General features: G+C 29.1%; 17 protein-coding genes and 6 tRNA genes. 14 read left to right on the forward strand and 9 right to left on the reverse strand.

Annotation, left to right across the window (positions count from 1 at the left end; genetic code table 11):
- Positions 1 to 117: 117 nt before the first annotated feature.
- The 5 genes from OW730_RS11330 to OW730_RS11350 all read left to right on the forward strand — a co-directional run bounded on the left by OW730_RS11330 (position 118) and on the right by OW730_RS11350 (position 3,742).
- The gene (locus OW730_RS11330) at positions 118 to 990 is read left to right on the forward strand and encodes an AraC family transcriptional regulator (RefSeq protein ID WP_271229130.1); all 873 of its coding nucleotides are present in this window, start codon (positions 118 to 120) and stop codon (positions 988 to 990) included.
- A gap of 178 nt (positions 991 to 1,168) precedes the next feature.
- On the forward strand, positions 1,169 to 1,582 hold the full coding sequence (locus OW730_RS11335; protein WP_271229131.1) for a VOC family protein: 414 nt from the start codon (positions 1,169 to 1,171) through the stop codon (positions 1,580 to 1,582).
- 433 nt (positions 1,583 to 2,015) lie between these two features.
- Entirely contained in the window at positions 2,016 to 2,192 is a 177-nt protein-coding gene (locus tag OW730_RS11340; protein WP_271229132.1) for a hypothetical protein, read from the forward strand.
- A gap of 33 nt (positions 2,193 to 2,225) precedes the next feature.
- Positions 2,226 to 2,708, forward strand: coding sequence for a GNAT family N-acetyltransferase (locus OW730_RS11345; RefSeq protein ID WP_271229133.1), 483 nt, complete (start codon positions 2,226 to 2,228; stop codon positions 2,706 to 2,708).
- 104 nt (positions 2,709 to 2,812) lie between these two features.
- A complete protein-coding gene (locus OW730_RS11350; RefSeq protein WP_271229134.1) occupies positions 2,813 to 3,742 on the forward strand; it encodes a hypothetical protein in 930 nt (309 codons plus the stop codon).
- A gap of 268 nt (positions 3,743 to 4,010) precedes the next feature.
- Here the strand turns inward: OW730_RS11350 and OW730_RS11355 are convergent.
- The 5 genes from OW730_RS11355 to OW730_RS11375 form a co-directional block, all read right to left on the reverse strand.
- Positions 4,011 to 4,095: transfer RNA gene (locus tag OW730_RS11355), tRNA-Tyr, on the reverse strand.
- Positions 4,096 to 4,100: 5 nt separating this feature from the next.
- Positions 4,101 to 4,176: transfer RNA gene (locus tag OW730_RS11360), tRNA-Val, on the reverse strand.
- Positions 4,177 to 4,205: 29 nt separating this feature from the next.
- Positions 4,206 to 4,282: transfer RNA gene (locus tag OW730_RS11365), tRNA-Asp, on the reverse strand.
- A 16-nt stretch (positions 4,283 to 4,298) separates the two neighbouring features.
- Positions 4,299 to 4,374 (reverse strand) — tRNA-Val (locus OW730_RS11370).
- A 5-nt stretch (positions 4,375 to 4,379) separates the two neighbouring features.
- Positions 4,380 to 4,454 (reverse strand) — tRNA-Glu (locus tag OW730_RS11375).
- Positions 4,455 to 4,669: 215 nt separating this feature from the next.
- Here OW730_RS11375 and OW730_RS11380 point away from each other — a divergent pair.
- The 6 genes from OW730_RS11380 to OW730_RS11405 all read left to right on the forward strand — a co-directional run bounded on the left by OW730_RS11380 (position 4,670) and on the right by OW730_RS11405 (position 11,007).
- A complete protein-coding gene (locus tag OW730_RS11380) occupies positions 4,670 to 4,813 on the forward strand; it encodes a hypothetical protein (protein ID WP_271229135.1) in 144 nt (47 codons plus the stop codon).
- Positions 4,814 to 4,828: 15 nt separating this feature from the next.
- Positions 4,829 to 5,128, forward strand: coding sequence for an ATP-dependent Clp protease adaptor ClpS (locus tag OW730_RS11385; protein WP_271229136.1), 300 nt, complete (start codon positions 4,829 to 4,831; stop codon positions 5,126 to 5,128).
- A gap of 4 nt (positions 5,129 to 5,132) precedes the next feature.
- Positions 5,133 to 7,421: an AAA family ATPase gene (locus OW730_RS11390; RefSeq protein ID WP_271229137.1), complete on the forward strand. Its 2,289-nt coding sequence runs from the start codon at positions 5,133 to 5,135 to the stop codon at positions 7,419 to 7,421.
- Between the two features lie 134 nt (positions 7,422 to 7,555).
- A complete protein-coding gene (locus OW730_RS11395) occupies positions 7,556 to 9,046 on the forward strand; it encodes a YjjI family glycine radical enzyme (RefSeq protein ID WP_271229138.1) in 1,491 nt (496 codons plus the stop codon).
- A gap of 3 nt (positions 9,047 to 9,049) precedes the next feature.
- Positions 9,050 to 9,889, forward strand: coding sequence for a YjjW family glycine radical enzyme activase (locus tag OW730_RS11400; RefSeq protein WP_271229139.1), 840 nt, complete (start codon positions 9,050 to 9,052; stop codon positions 9,887 to 9,889).
- A gap of 326 nt (positions 9,890 to 10,215) precedes the next feature.
- On the forward strand, positions 10,216 to 11,007 hold the full coding sequence (locus OW730_RS11405; protein WP_271229140.1) for a histidinol-phosphatase HisJ family protein: 792 nt from the start codon (positions 10,216 to 10,218) through the stop codon (positions 11,005 to 11,007).
- Between the two features lie 434 nt (positions 11,008 to 11,441).
- Here the strand turns inward: OW730_RS11405 and OW730_RS11410 are convergent, their stop codons facing one another.
- The 3 genes from OW730_RS11410 to OW730_RS11420 form a co-directional block, all read right to left on the reverse strand.
- A complete protein-coding gene (locus OW730_RS11410; RefSeq protein WP_271224759.1) occupies positions 11,442 to 12,644 on the reverse strand; it encodes an IS91 family transposase in 1,203 nt (400 codons plus the stop codon).
- Positions 12,644 to 13,474, reverse strand: coding sequence for a site-specific integrase (locus OW730_RS11415; protein WP_271224758.1), 831 nt, complete (start codon positions 13,472 to 13,474; stop codon positions 12,644 to 12,646). Before OW730_RS11415 ends, OW730_RS11410 begins: the two co-directional genes overlap by 1 nt.
- Positions 13,475 to 13,648: 174 nt before the next feature.
- The gene (locus OW730_RS11420; RefSeq protein ID WP_271229141.1) at positions 13,649 to 13,972 is read right to left on the reverse strand and encodes a hypothetical protein; all 324 of its coding nucleotides are present in this window, start codon (positions 13,970 to 13,972) and stop codon (positions 13,649 to 13,651) included.
- Positions 13,973 to 14,917: 945 nt separating this feature from the next.
- Here OW730_RS11420 and OW730_RS11425 point away from each other — a divergent pair.
- A complete protein-coding gene (locus tag OW730_RS11425) occupies positions 14,918 to 16,093 on the forward strand; it encodes an SEC-C metal-binding domain-containing protein (RefSeq protein ID WP_271229142.1) in 1,176 nt (391 codons plus the stop codon).
- A gap of 100 nt (positions 16,094 to 16,193) precedes the next feature.
- Positions 16,194 to 17,360 (forward strand): 30S ribosomal protein S1, encoded by a 1,167-nt coding sequence (rpsA, locus tag OW730_RS11430; RefSeq protein ID WP_271229143.1) that lies wholly within the window; start codon positions 16,194 to 16,196, stop codon positions 17,358 to 17,360.
- A gap of 378 nt (positions 17,361 to 17,738) precedes the next feature.
- On the opposite strand, the gene OW730_RS11435 is transcribed toward rpsA, so the two are convergent.
- Positions 17,739 to 17,963: a hypothetical protein gene (locus OW730_RS11435; protein WP_271229144.1), complete on the reverse strand. Its 225-nt coding sequence runs from the start codon at positions 17,961 to 17,963 to the stop codon at positions 17,739 to 17,741.
- 200 nt (positions 17,964 to 18,163) lie between these two features.
- On the opposite strand from OW730_RS11435, the gene OW730_RS11440 reads away from it, so the two are divergent.
- Positions 18,164 to 18,237 (forward strand) — tRNA-Trp (locus tag OW730_RS11440).
- The last annotated feature ends 266 nt before the right edge of the window (positions 18,238 to 18,503 follow it).

An 18,503-nucleotide genomic window follows, 5' to 3' on the forward strand; every position in this document is an offset into this window, starting at 1 on the left:
TCTCCATTATACATTATCAATTATACATTTGTTTTTAAGAGTCTGATTTTATAAAGCAGTTACTATCATGAAGTGGTTCAAAATTTTTGATATAGTATATTTAAGGGGTGATGGAGTATGAAATGGTTAGAGAGACTTTCGAGTTGTATTGATTATATTGAAGAGAATTTAAAAGGTGATATTGAGCTTGAGGAGTTAGCGAGAAGATCGTGTTTATCTAAGAATTATTTTTGCAGAATGTTTCAGTATGTTACTGATATTCCTTTTAATGAATATGTAAGGAAGAGAAGAATGACCTTAGCGGCAAAAGAATTGATTAATAGTGATACAAAGATAATTGACTTGGCTTTGAGTTATGGATATTCTTCTTCTGAAGCTTTCTCAAGAGCATTTAAACAAATTCATGGATTTTCACCTAAAGATGCTCGGGTAAATAAACCTACATTAAAAGCATATCTTCCATTATCCTTTCAAATACAAATAAAAGGAGATATTGAGATGAATTACAAGATTGTTAAAAGAGACAGATTTCAAGTGGTTGGTGTGAGTAAAGAATTTAACACAAATGATGGTAGTAACTTTAAAGAAATACCAGAGTTTTGGAGGAAATTTAACTGTGGTGAGTTGAATGAAATAAATTGTGAACAGTTGAATGATTATAATTCAAAGCAAGAAATATATGGTATATGTTTACCAAAGGATGATGGTAAAGGTGATACAATTGATTACATGATTGCAGTACCTTATAATGGGAAAGAAATTAATGGGAAACTAGAAGTGAAGGAAATTCCTGAAGCAACCTGGGCTGTATTTAAAAGTATTGGACCACTTCCTGAAACATTACAGAAAACTATTAAGAGAGTTTTTACAGAATGGTTACCTGCAACTAAATACGAAATAGCGGGAATTGCAGATATGGAAGTATATCCTTATGGGGATGTTAATAGTGAGGATTATGAGTGTGAGTTGTGGGTGGCGGTAAAAGAGTAATGTATAATTGATAATGTAGAATGGAGAATGATGGACATTTCTCTTCGAGAAATTTTAATCTTGTTGTTGATTAAGAAAGGGTTACTCGTTTCATTTAGAATGAAACATTGTGTTTTAAATATATGGATTTTTCTAAAGTGAGATGATTAAAAATAGGTTCTGAATTAGGGAGGAGAGAATGGTGATATCAAAACAATCAATATTCAAAAACATAGACTGTGTGCAGTTTTATATTCCTAATTTACAGGATGGATTAGAATATTATTGTAAAAACCTTGGATTAAGAATTATATGGAGAACTGATTCGGCGATAGGTCTTGGTATGAGCGAAGGAATAACGGAAGTTGTAATTCAAAATGAGCGTAAGACACAAGAGATTGATATTAAAGTAGAATCAGTAATAGACACAATAGCAGAAATAAAAAAAGCAGGTGGAGAAATTATTTGTGGACCTTTTGATATAAAAATAGGAAAATGTGCTGTTGTTAAAGATCCTTGGGGTAATCAATATGTAATATTAGATGCTACAAAAGGCACTTTTATTACTGACCATGAGGGGAATATTATTGGACAAAGTAACACCGCGATTTAGAGTAGAGATTAAGACTATAAAATAAAGCATACTATAAGAATTTATCACTCAGAGTGGATAGCGATGAAAGAATAATGGATAATGGATAATGTAGAATGGAGAATGATGGACATTTCTCTACGAGAAATTTTAATTTTACTGTTCAGGGAAAAGAGTGTGTTACTCGTTTCATTAAGAATGAAACATTGTATTTAAAAACATGGATTTTTCTAAATTCAAATCATTAAAAAAGGTTCTGGCACTGTTCAGAATCTTTTTTTTATCAACAAAAACAGAGATTTATTTGATTGTTTATTAGTGAAACGTTGTATATGGATTATAATATTAATTATTTGAAGTAATTACAAAATTTACGTATAATTAAATAGATATAATCATTTGAATAGGAATATCTTTGAATTGTGTTATTTTAATTTTAATATAGGAGGAAATAATGTTAGAAGTAGTTTTAATTGTATTAATTATATTGGTTATTTATAATATTGTGGTTTATATTCCTAATAAATTAAAAGAGCAGGAAGAAAGAATATCATTACATTTTAAGGAGTTATATATTAGATTGAATAAGATTGAAAAAATATTAGAGGATAACAATAAAAAAGAGTTTTAGTACATACTATAAGAAAAATTTTGAGGTGAAATAATGGGGAATATAATTGTAGAAAAAATCAATAAAGATGATGTTAATGAACAATTAATTCAACAGTTAGCAAAAGTGCTAACCTTTGAAGAACCAGAAAACTTTACAAGTTGTATTAAATGGTGGAATGAATGGTTTACAGATAAAATTCCTGGAGAAAAAATCACAATAATAGCAAAAGAAAAAAATCAAGTTATAGGGCTTACAAGGTTTTGGAAAACACCATTTTGCTATAATAAATGGTTAATAGAAGGATTAGAAGTAATTCCACCTAAAAGAAGAAGCGGGGTGGGTAAAGCTATTATTAAATATGGGATATCGCTTCTGAATGATGTAACAGATGAAAAAGTATATGTTCATATTTCTAATAAAAATATACCATCAATAAAACTTCATGAAAGCATTGGTTTCAAAAAAATAAGCAATGGTTCAATAAATAGTTTTGGTGATTATCGAGAACATATAGATGAATATTTATTAGATTAATTTAAAAAAATAGAGATGAATTTCGTAATATATTTGTTTTATGCGATAAAGAAAAGATAAGATATACAATGTAATGATAGAATATTATCAGGAGGAAATTACATATGTCTAAGAAAATCAAGTTACTAGTTTTATTAATTCCGTTATTAGTATTTTTTTCTACTTTATTAATGATAAATTTTTTTGATAAGAATCCTCAAAAATATAAAAATTCTGATGATGTTAATTTACTAGATGAAAAAACTAGAACAAAAATTATTAAAAAATATGGTTTGAATACGCCATCAAATAATAAATTATCAAATACTACATCTGATATTGGTTATTCCTATAATAATAAGTCTAAGCATAAATCTTCATCCGAAAATAAAGAAACAAACTCTTCTAAAGGTAATGCTATTATTGAAAATAAAGAAATCAATTTTTTATTTTATGATGAAGTATCAAACAATAAGATAATAAATTTGACTTTTAATAGACACTTTGATGGACAAAGAGTCGAAAGAATTGATTTATTTCAAAATGACGTGTTTGTCACTGACCGAGTTTCATTAACTATAAATAGTATAAGTGGTAATAAATTAATAATTGTACTAAATGAGTATGTAGAAGAGTTTAATAGTATTTGTATTTACAACAGTAATAATGAACCTATTTTTCTAAACGTAGGTCAATATAATTTTGAAAAATATAACAAGAATGATTTTGTAAGTCATGAAGATACATTTAAACTTACTAGTTTTCATACTAAAGATATGTTAAATTCTTTTGAAGGTGTTTTCGAAATAATAGGCAGTGGAGATTATCAAATTAAAACATATATTCCTAAAAAACTTAAAGATATGAATATTTTAAAAGAAGTTATAAGCACTTCAGATAATGAGTATGTTTATAAGTGTTCTATTGACAAAGAATACTATTATAAAAACAATTTAAAAACAATCAACTTTGAAACTTTGTTTTATCATGTATCCAATGAGAATATAGATATTAAGTATAAGTTTTTAGAAATCAATATTATCCTTGAAATTTAAAAATTACAAAAAGATACTGATATAGTAATTAGATACAGAAGCAAATGTATCATAATAAATGAGTTTTATAATACAAAAGAAAGTTAATGGATTTGAATAAAGAGAACGGACGATATTTTATCCAAGATAAAATAAGTATAATCTTTCTATTCTAAAGACAAATAAAATATAGTTTCAGCCGTAAAGCTGAAACGTCCATCGTTGTCCACTGTCCACTTTCAACTGTCAACTAAAAAAACATCTGATGAATATCAGATGTTTTTTGAAATGGTGGGCGAAGATGGATTCGAACCATCGAAACGAAACGTAACAGATTTACAGTCTGCCCCCTTTGGCCACTCGGGAACTCGCCCAAATTTGGTGGGAACAACAGGGATCGAACCTGTGACCCCCTGCTTGTAAGGCAGGTGCTCTCCCAGCTGAGCTATGCTCCCAAATTTGTGTTTGTTATTATTAAATTAAATGGCGACCCAGAAGGGACTCGAACCCTCGACCTCCGGCGTGACAGGCCGGCACTCTAACCAACTGAGCCACTGGGCCATTTTTTTATTTAATGTGGTGGGAACAACAGGGATCGAACCTGTGACCCCCTGCTTGTAAGGCAGGTGCTCTCCCAGCTGAGCTATGCTCCCACATTTGGTGACCCATAGGGGAATCGAACCCCTGTTACCGCCGTGAAAGGGCGGTGTCTTAACCGCTTGACCAATGGGCCTTGCTTGGTGCTATATAAATATAACACGCACGAATAAAAAGTGCAAGAGATTTTAGAACTAAAATCAGAAAATATTTTTAGATATCTCTCTTTTGCTATTGAATACTCTAAATAATTACCAATGTTTATGAAAAGAATTATTGTACTTGAAGCCTACTTAATAATCTACTATTATAGATATATAAAATTATTTATTATAGACAGGGGAAAAGTGATTGAAAAGAAAAAATGTAACTTTAATATTGTTAAGTTTAATATTGTTGATTATTATGATTTTTGATTTTCATTATAAATATGATGTAAAGAAAAAAGTAGGAAGAATAAGTATTAATCATAATAACGGTAATAATCTAGATTAAAATGGAGTGAGTAGTATGAACGAATGCGGAAATGTTAAAAGTAAAAGTGATATTAAGATAAAAATGCCTAAGAAATACAAGGTTATAATGCATAATGATGATTATACATCTATGGAATTTGTTATTGAAGTGCTGGTGCAGATATTTGGTAAAAGTGTACCAGAAGCTACAAATGTAATGTATGAGGTTCATGAAAAAGGACAAGGAATAGCGGGAATATACAGTTTTGATATTGCAAAAACAAAACAATTAGAAGCAATGAGCATTGCTGAAAGTGAAGGATTCCCATTCAATTTAACTATAGAAGAGGAGTAGGAAGATGAAATTAGACGAAACTTTAAATAAGATATTGGTTGCTGCATATAGTGAAGCAAAAATGGGTAAGCATAAATATATTACTCCTGAACACATTCTATATTCAGTGTTAGGGTTTGAACATGGAAAGAGATTTATGAGTGACTGTGGTGTGAATTCCAAGGAACTTACAGAAGATTTGAGAGAATTTTTAGAGACTGAAATAGAAGGAAATTATGAAGAAGAACCAATTCAAACTTATGGAACTAATGAGATGTTTAATGCTGCAGCTACTCAGGTGATTGCATCTGCAAGGGAGGTAATAGAACTTAAGGATGTAATAGTTGCAATTTATGATCTTGAAGAGTCATATGCAAGTTATTTTATAAAAAAACAAGGTATAGAACGCTTAGATATTTTAAGAACTAATACAAAAACCGAAAAAATTCAAAAAGAAAAAGAAGATATAAAAGAAATTAAAAATAAATCAATAAATGATTATGCAGTTTGTTTGAATGATAAATATAAAGAAGGCAAGATATCAAAGATTATTGGTAGAGAAGAAGAGATTAAAAGAACTGTACAAATACTTTTGAGAAAAAGAAAGAATAATCCAATTCATGTTGGTGAAGCTGGAGTAGGTAAAACTTCTATAGTTCATGGAATAGTACAGAAAATAGAAGAGGGAGAAATAAATGAAAGTCTAAAAAATGGTAAGATATTCAGTTTAGACATGGGAGCAATTTTAGCTGGTACTAAGTATAGGGGTGATTTTGAAGAAAGGTTTAAAAATCTCCTTAATGAGATAGCTAAGTATGATAATCCAATTGTATATATTGATGAAATTCATACAATAATTGGAGCAGGGGCTATATCAGGAGGTACAATGGATGCTTCAAATATGTTGAGTAGTTACCTTGAAGAGGGGCATATAAAATTTATAGGGAGCACAACTTATGCTGAATACAATAAATATATAGCTAAGAATTCTATGCTTTATAGAAGATTTCAGAAGATTGATGTAGTAGAACCATCTAAAGATGAAACTGTAAAAATTGTTAATGGTGTTAAGAAGGAATATGAAAATTTTCATAATGTAGAGTATAGTAATGAGGCAATAGCTAACATCATTGAGTTATCCGAGAGGTATATTAGAGATAAAAAGTTTCCAGATAAAGCAATCGATTTAATGGATGAGATTGGTTCGTATATTAAAATGGAAAAGTTAGATGAACAGATTTCTATCACGATTCAGGATGAAATAGAAGAAAATGAATCAGTTATAAAGGATTATACTTTTACTGAATTAAAAGAAGATGTCCCTAAAACGAATGAAAGGGTTTTAATTCATGGAACAGATGCTAAAAGAGTAATATCAAGAATGTTAGGAATACCACAAGAAAGTGTTGGAAAATCTAATTTAGATAAACTTAAATCCTTAAAAAGTGATCTTCAAAGTAAGATTTTCGGACAAAATAAAGCTATTGAGACTACTGTTGAAGCTATTAAAAGATCATATGCAGGGCTTAATGATGATAACAAAGCAGTTGGAAATCTATTGTTTGTAGGACCAACAGGAGTAGGTAAAACAGAATTAGCAAAACAGATTTCAAAGCTAATGGATATGCAATTTTTAAGGTTTGATATGAGTGAATATCAAGAAAAACATTCAGTTGCCAGGTTAATTGGAGCACCTCCAGGGTATGTGGGTTATGAAGAAGGTGGACTTTTAACTGATAAAGTTAAGAATTCTCCTAGGAGTGTGGTTTTGCTTGATGAAATTGAAAAAGCTCATAGTGATATCTTTAATATACTTCTTCAGGTGATGGACTATGGAACTTTAACTGATAGTAGTGGGTCTGAGACAGATTTTAGAAATACTATAATAATTATGACTTCAAATGCAGGTGCTAAAGATATGGGTAAAGATAGAATTGGATTTGGAGAGAGAACAATGGTTAATGATGCAGTGAATGATGAACTTAATAAACGTTTTTCACCTGAGTTTTTAAATAGACTTGACGATGTAATTATTTTTAATCATCTTGGTGAGAATGAGGTGAAAAGTATTATTAATAAAATTTTCCATGAAATTAACCTTAAGCTTGTTAAAAAGGGCAAGAAAATTGAGATTGGAAATGAAGGTATTGAATATATTATTAAAAATGCCTATTCTAAAAAGTATGGGGCTAGAGAAATTTATAGATATATAGATAAGAATGTTAAGAGTCTTTTAGTAGATAAAATACTTTTTGATGAAGATGAACAAGAAGTTATTAATATTACTGTAGAAGATGGAAAATTATCAATATAAAATTATATTTTTATAAAATGAATTAATCCTGTTACAAAGGTTCAACTATCTTAAATTAAGTGATATAATATAATTAATAATAATTATTTGATAGTAAAAATTTTAAAAACTTTTAACTAAGGAAGGGATAAATCATGAGTGATGTTCTAAATATTATTAAAGATAAGACTCTTACTTTCGAACAAAGAGTAATTGCTCTTGCTAGAGCTGCAGAAAACTCGATTAATGTTCTAGGAATAACAGAGGATATACAAAAGTATAGAGATAATGGAGTTATATGTGATTTATTTGAAGGTAATGCGCCGTATAGGCCGAGATATATTGTTCCTGATTATAATAAATTCATGGAAAAGGGAAGTGAATTTTTAAAGTTACAGCCACCAACGGATATTTGGGAGGCAGTTAACAATTTGCTTATTTTATATAAACATGTTCCTTCAATAACAACATTTCCTGTTTATATTGGTAATATTGATAAGTTATTAGAACCCTTTGTAAATGACGAAGAAGAGGCATATAAAGCTATAAAATTTTTTATGCTTCATATTGATAGAACAATAACAGATTCATTTTGTCATGCAAATATTGGCCCAGAAAAGACAAAAGCTGGAGAAATTATATTAAGAGTTCAGAGAGAACTAGAAGTGCCTATACCAAATATTACAATAAAATATGATGAAGAAATAACACCAAATGATTTTGCTATAGATGCAATAAACACAGCATTGATAACTGCAAAACCAAGTTTTGCGAATCATAAAATGTTTACTAAAGATCTAGAGGATTATGGTATTGCAAGTTGTTATAATGGACTTAAAATTGGTGGTGGAGCACATACACTTGTGAGGTTAAATTTTGGAAGACTTGTTGACTACGCTGAGAGCAAAGAGCATTTTATGAATGAATTATTTCCAGATGCTGTTGACAAGATGCTTAAGTATATTGATATGAGAATTAATTTTCTTGTTGAAGAGAGTGGTTTTTTTGATAATCATTTCTTAGTAAAAGAAGGTTTAATCAATCCAGATAATTTCACAGCGATGTTTGGAGAAGTTGGAATTGCTGATTGTGTAAATAAGTTATTGAAGTGCGAAAAATTAGAAGAAAAATTCGGTCATAGCGAAGTTGCAACTGATTTTGGAGTAGAGATAATAGAGAAACTAAATAAAATGGTTAACAGTCATTACAATAAACACTGTAAGTTTACTGAGGGTAAATTTATGTTACATGCTCAAGTTGGTATAGATACAGATAATGGTATAGCACCAGGGTGTAGAATACCAATAGGAGATGAACCTGAAATATTTGAACACTTAAATGTATGTGCAAAATTCCATAAATACTTTCCATCAGGAATAGGTGATATATTTAGTTTTGATACAACGGTAAAGAAAAATCCGCAATATATTCTGGATATAATAAAGGGAAGCTTTAAGATAGGAGTAAGATATTTTTCACCTTATGCGAGTGATTGTGATGTTATTAGAATCACGGGATATTTAGTGAAAAAATCAGAAATTGAAAAAATCGAAAAAGGTGAAGCAGTGCTAAGAGATACTACAGTTTTAGGTGCTGGAGCTGCTAAAAATCAAAGAATTCTAGAAAGAAAAACGAGAAATAAATAAGGTATGAAAACAGCAATAGTAAATAAAATTATTCCCTTTAGTTCTGTAGATGGACCAGGTAATAGAACAGCAATTTTTTTACAGGGGTGTAATATCAATTGTTTATATTGTCATAATCCAGAAACTATTAATGTGTGTATTAATTGTGGTGAATGTATAGAGTATTGTCCTACTGGGGCTATAAAAAGGTCAGAGAATGGAAAAGTTATATGGAATGAAAAGAAGTGTACTGATTGTGATGAGTGTATTAGAGTATGTAAAAATCTTAGTACACCCAAAGTCAGGGTAATGACTGCAGAGGAAGTAGCTCTTGAAATTAATAAGTATAAACCTTTTATACAAGGGATTACTGTATCCGGTGGTGAATGTACTCTTCAATCGGAGTTTATTACAGAGCTGTTCAGGATTACAAAAAAAATGGGACTAACTAATTTTATTGATTCTAATGGTACTGTAGCATTATGGAATAAAAAAGAACTTTTAGAAGTAACAGATAAGGTTATGTTTGATTTAAAGGCATATGATATCAATGAACATGTCAAGCTTACTGGAGAAGGAAATGAAAATGTACTTGAAAATATAGTGAGATTAGGTGAAGTTGATAAAATATTTGAAGTAAGAACTGTTATCGTACCAGATATACTGAATAATTCTGAAACAGTTGAGAGAACTTCAAAATTAATTGCTGGGATTAATAATAATATAAGATATAAACTTATTAAATATAGAAAGTATGGAGTACGAAAAGATTTACAAGGTACTGAAAGTCCTTTGGATTCATACATGGAATATTTAAAAGAAGTTGCTACTCAGAATGGATGCAAAGACGTAATTATAGTTTAAAAACGTAGTTGAGAGCTTTATAAGAAAAGAATAATGGAGAATGGATAATGTAGAATGGAGAATGATTGACATTTCTCTTCGAGAAATTTTAATCTTGTTGTTCCTTGACGATGTGTGTTTACTCGTTTCATTTAAAATGAAACCTTGTATTTGAAATACAAAATTTTATCCTAGGATAAAATAAGTAAAAACCGATTATCCTAAAGAACAATAAGATGTAGTTTCTGCGATAGCAGAAACATCCATCGTTCTCCATTCTCTATTCTCAATTATCAATTTGTTTTCAAAAGCACGGCTTGCCGTGCTTTTTTAGAGGGGTGAAACATATGATAAAAATAGATCATCACATCCATACAGACAATTCTTTTGACAGTGTGGAAAAAGTGAAAAATATGTGTGAAAAAGCTGTGAGTGAAGGAATAGAAATAATAGGATTTGGTGAACATTTTTCAACTATTGAAAGATTACCTACATACGGTCATATGAATTTTCAAAAATATGATTATGAAATTGAATGCTGTAGAAGATTGTTTAAAGATAAACTTGAAATTTTAAAGGGTCTTGAGATATGCAGCCCTCAATTTAATATTGATAGTATATTAAAAACTGTTAAGGATGAAGGCATTGATTTTATTATAGGATCAGTTCATGATATTGATGGGCCAAAGCTTAGAAAATATATTGAAGGAAAAAGTAATAAGGATGCATATGAAGGATACTTTAAGAAGGTTCTTGAGGTTTCAGAAAAGGGAGAATATGATATTTTAGGACATATTGATCTATTAAAAAGATATGCATTTGAGAAGCTGGGAAACTATGAATTCTGTGATTTTAAAGGAATAATCAGTGAAATACTTAATAATGTTATACGAAGAGGGAAAGCTATAGAAATAAATACATCGGGATTAGATTGTGGAGCTAATGAATTATTTCCAAGTATTAGAGTTCTAAAGCTTTATAAAGAGCTGGGAGGCAAACTAATTACTATTGGTTCGGATGCTCATAGCGCAGAAAAGCTAGGGAACAATCATGAAATAGCTGTGAATGCATTAAGGGATTTAGGATACGGAGAATATTACTATTATAAACAGAGAAAACCACAAAGAGTAGTTTTCTAATAAAAACAAGTTCAAAGTTTTGAGTGGAGAGTTGAGAACGAATGATATTTGACTAAGTGAAATTTTAATCTTAGGATAATTAAGGGTACCTATTAAAGGCATCCTTAATTAATATTTGAATATAATCACTAATCAAGTTTGTTTTCTTATGACATGAAACGAGTAGTATTGTATTCGGAAGTTGAGCAATAACAAAACTAGCATACTTTATCAAGATGCTAGGACCAGAGAATAAATTAGGTGCTCAATTTCCGAAACAATTGTTGAACGAAGCCGCGTAGCAGCCTTATGGGGATTCAAAACTTATTATCCTTCTCAAAAGATCAGCTATACTTGAAATTTTAATCAAATATATGGGCGATAGCCCTTAGATATCATACAAAGCCAAATATATGAAATATAACACTACATATTCTTCCCTTGCTTAATACAGCTTAATTTTTTTGTTTTTTATTCAAAGGTGGTGAGCAAATTTTAGGCTCAAGTTTTTCTTTATGATTCATTTCACCTTTTTTACAACATGGACACTTTGATAAATCAACTCCAGTTAATTTCATTAATAGTTCTTGTACACTTAGTTTTTTCAGAAAATCGATATTCCTTTCGGAATAAACCCCTAAAAGTATTTTACATTTCTTAAGTTTTGTATTTCTGTTTCTATTACTGATAATACCGTAATGCCTTATCTTAACAAAATTATATGGCAATATATGCATTAAAAATCGTCTTATAAATTCATCAACCTTTAAAGTCATGAATTTTTGTTTATTATTATCTTTATAATCACGCCATTTAAAAGTAACTAATCCATTTTGAACATTAACAATTCTGTTATTTGATATTGCAACTCTATGGGTATAACGCCCAAGATATTCTAAAACAAACTCTGCACTCTTAAATGGTGCTTTTGAATAAATCACCCATTCTTTCGAATATAATTCATTTATCCAACATAGGAATATATGCTTTTGACTTAATTCTTCAATAGTATTAACTAGCTTGAATTCATTGTTATAATAAGCTTGCTTAAAATAAGCAAGAAATTTTCCTCTAAATTTTCTTGAAAGAACCTTAATAGGGATAAAAAAATCTTTCTTTGAATTAATCCATCTAGTATTATCTAACGATAATCCCCCACTTGGAACTATACAATGAATATGTGGGTGGTACATTAAATTCTGCCCCCAAGTGTGAAGTATTGTTGTGAAACCAATCTCAGCTCCTAAATATTTAGTATCTTTCGCGAGCTCCAGTAGTGTTTCTGATACAGCTTTGAAAAATAATGAGTATACTTTTTTAGAATTCACTAATGCTATCGCATTTAATTCTGATGGAATTGTAAAAACTATATGAAAATATCCTACAGGTAGAAGATCTTTTTTTCTTTCTTCAAGCCATTTTTCTTTAGCAAGACTTTGACATTTAGGACAATGTCTATTTCTACAGGAATTATAAGAAATTCTTATATGACCACAAGAATTACATTCATCAATATGCCCACCAAGAGCTGATGTACGACAGTTTTCAATAGCGCTCATAGCTTTACATTGATATAGTGGTAATTTATGATTTCTTCTATATTCCACTCCATACTCCCTAAATATATCTTGTACTTCAAACCTTGATAATCCTATCATTACAAAGTATCCAAAGGACTTTCTATATTAAGCAAGTCCATTCTTCTAATATGAAGATATATAGTAGTGGAAGAAATACGAGTATGCCCTAAAAGTTTCTGAATATAACATATATCTGTTCCAGCTTCTAATAAATGAGTAGCAAAACTATGCCTTAATGTATGAACTGAAGCTTTTTTTGTTATGCCACTTTTATTTTTGGCGTTCTCAAATATTCTTTGAACAGTTCGAACTGCTATGTGTGAATTTGGTTCTTTCCCTTCAAACAGAAAATGCTGTGGTTGATATCTCTTCCAATAAACTCTTAAAATTTCTAGATTAGTCTTAGAAAGCATAGCATATCTATCTTTTTTACCTTTACCTTTTCGTATAAGCAGTTGCATATTTTTACTATCTATATCATCTATCCTTAGCTTAACAACCTCACTCACTCTTAAGCCTGCGGCATATACAGTCATGAGTATTGCTTTATGTTTTAAATTATCTACAGAATCAAATATTTCTTTAACTTCTTGTTTAGCTAAAACTACAGGAATCTTTTTCGCCTTCTTAGTCCTAAACACTTTCTTTACTCTCCAATCTCTTTCGAGAGTAGTCTCATAGAAAAATTTCAGTGCACTATAAATGCCATTTACTGTTCCTTCACTTAGCTTACGCTTTGTGATACAATAATGTAAGTATTCTCGAATTTGTTCATCACCAAGTAATTCTGGTGATTTATCATAAAAATCTGAGAATCGTTTTACATTTCCAACATAATACTTACAAGTTAATGGGCTGTAACCTTTAAGTTCTAAGTCCATATTCAATTTTAACAAATATTCTGACATCTTAACACTCCTTTATCTTTAGTACTGTCGTTAGTTTAATGATAGATGAAGTGTTAGATATATTAAAGTGGTATTTTATACAAGTACCACTTTATTTTTATGCAAAACTTTAGCGATAGCTCTCGTCTGCCACCGCTGTTTATCAGCGGTTTAGTTCAACTCTTTTATTATGTCTTAACTACTTGGCTCTAAATAATTAACTCTTTTACCTGTTTTTATAGCATATTCTATTTCGTTTTTTGTACTTTCACCTATATATCCACCTTTATTAATTACAAATATTTCATCAGCCATATCAATTTTTCTTTTATGCATATCATCAAGCATCATTTTGACTTCAGCAGTAATAAGGTTCTCAAATTCCCCATCAGCATGTCCAAATAAGCCAACTGAAATGACTATATTCCCTTTCAACGATAATTCTTTCTGTACTTGTAGAAATTCGTCTTTAAACCTTGTACTACCACAAAGAGTTATTACCTTATATTTTCCTACCATATTAAACCTTCTTTCTAATTCGTATAATTTTACTATTTTGTTACACACTTTCCTAAATCCTTTATTGAACAATTCAAATATGTTATGCCTCAAGTTTTATCATTATCTAAAATTATACAAAATATTTATATGACATTCAAATATTTAACATTTACAACAGACATACAATTTCCCTTAAATCTTAAATATAGTTTAATTTAATCTTTCATGGACAATGGTTTTGATATAATTTATTGAAAAAAACTTTGTACTTTAATATAATATTTTATCCCAGATAAAATGAGTAAAAACTTCTTGTCCCAAAGACAAAAAAATGTAGCTTTTGCCCTAAAGCAAAAGCATCCATCGTTCTCCACTCTCAACTCTCCACTCTCAACTTCTTTTAAAAGTGTGGTTTGGAATTCACAATTTTCCATTGAAAAGAGGTGAGTTATTGTGGATAGAACAATAACTCACCTCTTCAGGTCTTAGCCTACACAGGTCTAAGCCATAGATTATGATATAAGTTTTATAAGCAAGTTATACCTTATTTATAGTATAACATATATGTGTTAATGTAGTGAAGTGAATTGGTTAAAAATTCTGATTATTTTCATTATTATTTTGTGTTAATGAGTATAATTTATTCATTCAAATAGAAAATTTTAAATAATTAAAGAAATATTTAAAAAGAAAATCCTCTTTGGTTTAAGGTATCAATAAGAAATGGAAAAAAATAATACGTAGAGAGTGGAAATCTTCAGGATAATCTAGGGAAAGTTTGTACAATAATTGGGTTTTGAAATATTTTTATTATATGTTATAATTCAAATGTTGTGCTTTTTTTCAACATAAAAATCATACAAAAGTTGTAATTGAAGTTAAATACTGGTAAAATGGAAGTAGTTTACTAGTAATAATATATATTTTAGACTTAGTTATAATGATTCATAGGAGGAAAATAGGGTGGTTAATAATAAAATTAGCGAAAAAGATCAGAAAGTACTATTAAAAGCTTTAGACAAAATACATAGTGTTCAAGATGAGCAAAAAAGAAAAAACTTTGAGAAAATGTTTAAGAAGATTTCTCAAGACTCATCATTAGAAGAGTTACTTAATACATTTACAGTAGCGGAACTTAAGGAAGTAAAGAAAATCTGGAATGTTACTTTAGCTAGTACAGCGAAAAAAAATGATTTAATTAAAGGTATAATTACTTCAATGGAACAAGACATATCTATGGGAATGATGTATTTTGATAGTGGTAGAGTTAATGAAATTGCCGCTTTTATAAGCACACCAATCCAGAATAATTGCAGTATGGGTACAAAGGCAATAACTTATTACAGGAAGTTAGGTATTTTATATACTGGAATCATAGATAATAATAAAGTTGTTGTTTGCCCAAATGAATTTAAAGAAATTTTCTTAGAATTAAAAAAGGACAAGCAATTTACTAAAACCATTAGTAAAAATGATGATATTTTGAACTTAACAAGGGGATACTTAAATATATATGGGGCATTAAGTATATCCCAATGTATAGAATTAATTGAGAAAAGTATTGAGTGTAGTATAGAATATGAATGGTTCATACAGTTTATATTGCAAAGATATGCATATAAAAATAATGAGTTCATAATTTATGGTGATTATATTTGTCATACTGATGTTTATGATCATATTGATATTGCCGATAAAGTACAGCAATGTAACTATGATTATAAAAAATTTAGTGTTGATAAGATAAAAGAGTTTGGAAGTACTAATTATGTAAATAATTGCAATAGTAGAATTGCTATAAAAGATTTACTTCTTAAATCTTACAACATGGAAGAATATGATGCAGAGGAAATAATTGATGCATGTGAATATGCGATTAAAAATGATAAAGATGTTCAATTTGTAATGGATTATTTAAGTCATAGTTTAGTTGTAAATGATATGAATATATATGCTAAGTTATTAAAGCATCTTATCAGTTTCAAAGAGGAAACTATTCATTGGGCACTTAAAGGTCATACACCAAAGGAAATTGAAGCTCTTTCTCAAATAGGAGAAGTTAAAGCGAAAATTGGAAGAAACGATCCTTGTAGTTGTGGAAGTGGGAAAAAATATAAAAAATGTTGTGGTAAAAATTAATTAAATATACAATCATTTGGATAAGTTTGATATAATATTTAAGTAAAGGTATAAAGGAAACAACAATAATTTATGGGGAATTTAAAAAGGAGAGATAAAAATGACTGAACAACACAATGATATGAATGAAATGATAAATGAAATTGAAGCATCTATGAAACGTATTAATAGTGGTGAAATTTTAGAAGGTAAAGTAATTACTGTTAATGAGAATGAAGCAATAATAAATATTGGACATATGGCAGATGGAATTTTACCTAAGAATGAGATTAGTAATGAAGATATAGATCCAAGAGATGTACTTAAAGTTGACGATATTGTAAAAGTTTACGTTGTAAAAAGTAAAGATGAAAATGGAAATGTTCTTCTTTCTAAAAAAAGAGCTGATGCTGTATTAGTATGGGATGAATTAGAAGCGGTTATGAATAAAGAAGAAACTTTAACTGTTAAAGTAAAAGAAGTTGTTAAAGGTGGAGTAATAACTGATATTAAAGGAGTAAGAGGATTTATTCCAGCATCTCAATTAAGTGCAGATTACGTAAAAGATTTATCAGCATTTGTAGGTGTTGAACTTGAAGTTAAGATTATTGAATTAGATAAGAGCAAGAAGAAGTTAGTTTTATCAAGAAGAGTAATTGAGGTAAAAGAGAGAGAAGAAAAGAAAAAAGAACTTTTCGCTACTATTAAAGCAGGAGAGAAAAGAAAAGGTGTAGTAACTAAAACTGCTAAATATGGGGCTTTTGTTGATATTGGTGGAATAGAAGGTTTAGTTCATATTACTGAATTGTCTTGGAAGAGAGTTAAATCTACTGATGATGTAGTTAAAGTTGGAGATGAAGTGGAAGTATTTGTATTATCTGTTGATAGCGAAAAAGGTAGAGTATCTTTATCTATGAAAGATACTATGGAACATCCATGGGATAAAGAGATATCAACTTTCAAGACTGGTGATGTTGTTGATGCTAAAATTGTTAAAATAATGGATTTTGGAGCATTTGCTAAACTTAACGAAGAGATTGAAGGGTTAATTCATATATCTCAGATAAGCGAAGAGAAAGTTGCTAATATCAAAGAAGTATTAAATATAGGTGACACTGTAAAGGTTAAAATAATCAATATTGATAAAGATAAAAGAAAGATTGGATTAAGTATTAAAGAGGCAATTGAGAAGCCTGTTATAAATCTTGATGAATTCAATGATGAAGATGATATGCAAACTTTAGGTGACTTATTTGGTGATAAATTAAAGAATTTAGATTTAAAATAATAAATAGAGCTATCTCAAAATTTTGAGATAGCTTTTTTTATTATCATAAAAGAAGTTGAGAGTGGAAAAGATTAAATTTTCAACTCACAACTCTCAACTAAGTACGGCTGTGGAGCCGTGTTTTCTTTATACTATATGAAAAGGCCAAAAGCTGGGAATCCAAATAATCCACATGGACTTACCAGGAAGAATAAAGTAATTATAAATATAATGCCTTCCCAAAAGCAATTATTAGGACGACGCTGAATGTAGTTGGTACAATAGTTTCTATTACATGGGTAACAATTGTTCATTATAATACCTCCTTATCATAAGGTTTATCAAACTCTTAGGTGATGTATCAGTATATTTTATGTTAAAAATTCAAATAGGTGAATATTAATTTAAACCATCATGTATTGAAGATATTATTTCAGAACGAAGTCTTTTGTCAACGTAACCTTTTTTTTCAGCTTCAGCTAAAAGTGATGAACTTACATTGATAACTGTATTCATATATTCATCTTTATCTATGATACCTTTTTTTTCAAGCAAACTTAAAAGTGCATTTAATTCTATTGTATTTATTAGGGGACTATTTTTTGATGAACTAGAATATTTCATTTCTATACCTCCATAAAATTTTATATATTTGATAACTTATCTTATTAGTAAATTTCAAAAGAAGCTTTAATATTTAAAGATTAAAGAACGTCTGAACAATAATCTATATATACAGTATTTTTAGCATATTCAGAAAAAATATTTATTTGATTTGGGGTTGCGGATAATATGATTATGTGTTAAAATAAATCTTGTCCCAAAGGGGTATAGTTTAACGGTAGAACAGCGGTCTCCAAAACCGTTGATGTGGGTTCGATTCCTGCTACCCCTGCCAAAGCTGAAGATTATCTTCAGCTTCTTTTTTTTGTATAAGATTAATTGGTTACATGAATTATTTATGGAACATGCATACGCATGTGTTTTTTTTTAGCAAAAATGTAAGAAACACAAAAAATGTGAAAAAATATATTGATTATTTTATAAAAAATAGTATAATAAATAAGACGTATGTTTAGTATGAATAAACTTGAAGTTTAATATTATAACAATTAAACATAAAAATAGTTATATTTTATTGTTATAAAGAATAACAGTAATAAA

It is taken from the genome of Oceanirhabdus sp. W0125-5, from assembly GCF_027938815.1.
Classification (GTDB): Bacteria; Bacillota; Clostridia; order Clostridiales; family Clostridiaceae; genus Oceanirhabdus.

Bases quoted from the DNA above. Each gene is read 5' to 3' on its own strand.
- OW730_RS11340 (WP_271229132.1), top strand. From the start codon at position 2,016: ATGTTAGAAGTAGTTTTAATTGTATTAATTATATTGGTTATTTATAAT.
- OW730_RS11420 (WP_271229141.1), bottom strand. From the start codon at position 13,972: ATGGTAGGAAAATATAAGGTAATAACTCTTTGTGGTAGTACAAGGTTT.
- OW730_RS11415 (WP_271224758.1), bottom strand. From the start codon at position 13,474: ATGTCAGAATATTTGTTAAAATTGAATATGGACTTAGAACTTAAAGGT.
- OW730_RS11390 (WP_271229137.1), top strand. From the start codon at position 5,133: ATGAAATTAGACGAAACTTTAAATAAGATATTGGTTGCTGCATATAGT.
- OW730_RS11335 (WP_271229131.1), top strand. From the start codon at position 1,169: ATGGTGATATCAAAACAATCAATATTCAAAAACATAGACTGTGTGCAG.
- OW730_RS11435 (WP_271229144.1), bottom strand. From the start codon at position 17,963: ATGAAATATTCTAGTTCATCAAAAAATAGTCCCCTAATAAATACAATA.
- OW730_RS11410 (WP_271224759.1), bottom strand. From the start codon at position 12,644: ATGATAGGATTATCAAGGTTTGAAGTACAAGATATATTTAGGGAGTAT.
- OW730_RS11405 (WP_271229140.1), top strand. From the start codon at position 10,216: ATGATAAAAATAGATCATCACATCCATACAGACAATTCTTTTGACAGT.
- OW730_RS11330 (WP_271229130.1), top strand. From the start codon at position 118: ATGAAATGGTTAGAGAGACTTTCGAGTTGTATTGATTATATTGAAGAG.
- OW730_RS11350 (WP_271229134.1), top strand. From the start codon at position 2,813: ATGTCTAAGAAAATCAAGTTACTAGTTTTATTAATTCCGTTATTAGTA.
- OW730_RS11395 (WP_271229138.1), top strand. From the start codon at position 7,556: ATGAGTGATGTTCTAAATATTATTAAAGATAAGACTCTTACTTTCGAA.
- OW730_RS11400 (WP_271229139.1), top strand. From the start codon at position 9,050: ATGAAAACAGCAATAGTAAATAAAATTATTCCCTTTAGTTCTGTAGAT.
- OW730_RS11385 (WP_271229136.1), top strand. From the start codon at position 4,829: ATGAACGAATGCGGAAATGTTAAAAGTAAAAGTGATATTAAGATAAAA.
- OW730_RS11345 (WP_271229133.1), top strand. From the start codon at position 2,226: ATGGGGAATATAATTGTAGAAAAAATCAATAAAGATGATGTTAATGAA.
- rpsA (WP_271229143.1), top strand. From the start codon at position 16,194: ATGACTGAACAACACAATGATATGAATGAAATGATAAATGAAATTGAA.